Origin of the sequence: Pseudomonas endophytica, assembly GCF_001411475.1 — a bacterium.
Classification (GTDB): Bacteria; Pseudomonadota; Gammaproteobacteria; order Pseudomonadales; family Pseudomonadaceae; genus Aquipseudomonas; species Aquipseudomonas endophytica.
Genome location: NZ_LLWH01000119.1, coordinates 1 through 2,717, shown reverse-complemented (window position 1 = coordinate 2,717; position 2,717 = coordinate 1). Strand labels below are relative to the sequence as shown.

The window sequence follows — 2,717 nt, the reverse complement described above, 5'->3', positions numbered from 1 at the left end:
AACCCGTGCCGCATCGTGATCATCCCGCGTAACAACAAGGTGGACGTCGATGAACTGATGCAGCACTTGTTCGCCGTGACTGAATTGGAGTCGACCTTCCGGGTCAACATCAACATCATCGGTCTGGACGGCAAGCCGCAACTGAAAAACCTGCGCGCTTTGCTGGTTGAGTGGCTGGAGTTCCGGGTCAACACCGTGCGCCGTCGCTTGCAGTTCCGTCTTGATAAAGTCGAGCGCCGCCTGCACCTGTTGGACGGCTTGCTGACCGCCTACCTGAACCTCGACGAAGTGATCCACATTATTCGTACCGAGGAACACCCTAAGGCTGAGCTGATTGCCCGCTTTGCGCTGACCGAAACGCAGGCCGACTACATCCTCGACACGCGCCTGCGTCAACTGGCCCGCCTTGAAGAGATGAAGCTGCGCGCCGAGCAAGACGCGTTGCGCAAAGAGCAAGCCAAGCTGCAAACCTTGTTGGGCAGCGAAGCCAAGCTGAAAAAGTTGGTGCGTAGCGAGTTGCTGGCCGATGCCCAAACCTATGGCGATGATCGTCGTTCGCCGATTGTGTCCCGTGCAGAAGCCAAAGCTCTGTCAGAAAACGAGCTGATTCCGACCGAAGCCGTCACCGTTGTGTTGTCTGAAAAGGGCTGGGTACGTTGCGGTAAAGGTCACGATCTAGACGCGACCGGTTTGTCCTATAAAGCGGGGGATGGTTATAAAACCTCGGCGGCGGGGCGTTCCAACCAATTTGCGGTGTTTATCGACTCCACGGGGCGCAGCTACTCGGTGGCGGCGCACACCTTGCCGTCTGCCCGTGGTCAGGGCGAGCCGTTGACGGGGCGCTTAGCCCCGCCGCCGGGCGCCACCTTTGAGTGCGTGTTGATGCCCGAAGACGATGCGCTGTATGTCATCGCGTCTGATGCCGGTTACGGTTTTGTGGTGAAAGGTGAAGACCTGCAAGCCAAAAACAAAGCCGGTAAAGCGCTGTTGACCCTGCCCAAAGGGTCGCAAGTGATGCTGCCGCGCCCTGTGGCTGATCGAGAAAACAACAGATTGGCCGCGGTGACCACCGAAGGACGATTGTTGATCTTCAAAATAAGTGATTTGCCGCAGTTGGGTAAGGGTAAGGGCAACAAGATCATTGGCATCCCAGGTGAGCGGGTGGCCAGTCGCGAAGAGTACGTCACCGATATCGCCGTACTGCCGGCCAATGCCACGTTGGTGTTGCAGGCGGGTAAGCGGACCTTATCTCTTAAGGCGGATGACCTCGAACACTACAAAGGTGATCGTGGGCGGCGAGGTAACAAGTTGCCGCGTGGCTTCCAGCGTGTAGACGCGTTGTTGGTTGAGACGCCTAACTAGCTGAGTACGCCGATCTGCTTTTTTTCATGTGGATCGGCGTTGCGGCGCTGGAGTCGTGCTGAATATTCGCGGATGATATGGCGCTCATTCGCACAGCTAATGGCGATGTGCTCCAAAATTTTCTGAGAATGACACTGTGGTGTGCCAAGTGGCAGCCACCTGGATGGAATGATGAACGTTCTGCGCCTTCCTTTAATTGCGTTGCTGGCCGGAGTACTGGGCTTGGCAGGGTGCAGCGTGCACCAGCCGGCGTCTTTGTACCAACTGGACAGCGGCAACCCCGGCCAGCCGAAACAAAGCGCTGGCATGGCCGTACTCCTTGGTCCGGTCACCTTGGCCGATTACCTGCAACGAGAAACCCTGTTGCAGCGTCAAGCCGATGGCAGCCTGAGCGCGGCGACCGATGGTCGTTGGGCGGGCAGTTTGTCGTCCGATATTGATCAATTGCTGGTACGCCAGCTTGCATGGCGTCTAGACAGCCAGCGCGTTGTATTGCCTCCGGCGACGGCGGGCTTTGCGCCGGACGTCCAAGTGCTGTTGTCGATCACACGCTTGGATTCGGGTAAAAACCAACCGGCGATTCTCGACGCCCAATGGCGTTTGCTTGATCGTCGTGGGCAAGTGCGTGACAGCCGCATGGTCCATCTGGAACAAAAGCACGATGGCAGCACGGCTGACCAAGTCAAAGCTCAGGGCGAGTTATTGCAACAGTTGAGTGAGCAACTGACGGTGGCGCTCAAGCCATTGGCCAACCAGCCGCCATTGATTGAGCCGCGCAAGCCCGACCCTAAGCCAGCGCCCAAGCAGGATGTGAACAGGCCAAAGATTCCGACAGCTTCACCGATTCGTACGGATATGGAAGTGTTTCGTTTCTGAGGTGATGGCCGAAAACAAAAAATCCCGCACATGTGCGGGATTTTTTTGTATCGTCGGCGCTGTTTCTGCTTTCTGGAGAGAGCTTGCTCGCGATCTTTTGATCTTTAAAAACAAAGACCGCAGCCTAGTGCTCAGGCCTTAATCGCGGTTCTCGTGCATGCGCGCCAGTTGGCGTTCGAGCATGGACGGGTAAGGTTCCATTAAGCGCTCAACGCAGCAGGCACCTTCTGGGCTGGCAATTGGGCGGATGCGGGCACGTTGACGAATCAATGCGTCGTCGCTGATTTTGCGCTCCACCAACAGCAGGTTGCGGCTGTGTTGCGACAGTGCCAAGGCGTCTTGTGCCGTCTCTGTCAGCAATAGGTCGATCTGGCTCATGCCGTTCAAACCTTCGCCTAACACCAGACCCAGTTGCAGTTGCAAGGTGATGCCGCTGTCCGCGACTTCGATCTGCAAGGCATGACCCAGGGCGCGCAGCA

2 protein-coding genes and 1 pseudogene are annotated in these 2,717 nt (G+C 57.1%); 2 read left to right on the top strand and 1 reads right to left on the bottom strand.

Annotation, left to right across the window (positions count from 1 at the left end; genetic code table 11):
• Together AQS70_RS09440 and AQS70_RS09435 are read left to right on the top strand one after the other, a co-directional pair.
• On the top strand, positions 1–1,362 hold a 1,362-nt coding region (locus tag AQS70_RS09440), incomplete at its 5' end, for a DNA gyrase subunit A (RefSeq protein ID WP_277620584.1).
• A 171-nt stretch (positions 1,363–1,533) separates the two neighbouring features.
• Entirely contained in the window at positions 1,534–2,238 is a 705-nt protein-coding gene (locus AQS70_RS09435; RefSeq protein ID WP_187331800.1) for a PqiC family protein, read from the top strand.
• Between the two features lie 138 nt (positions 2,239–2,376).
• Here AQS70_RS09435 and AQS70_RS09430 read toward each other — a convergent pair.
• Positions 2,377–2,717: pseudogene (locus AQS70_RS09430) on the bottom strand (histidine kinase); the annotation flags it as partial.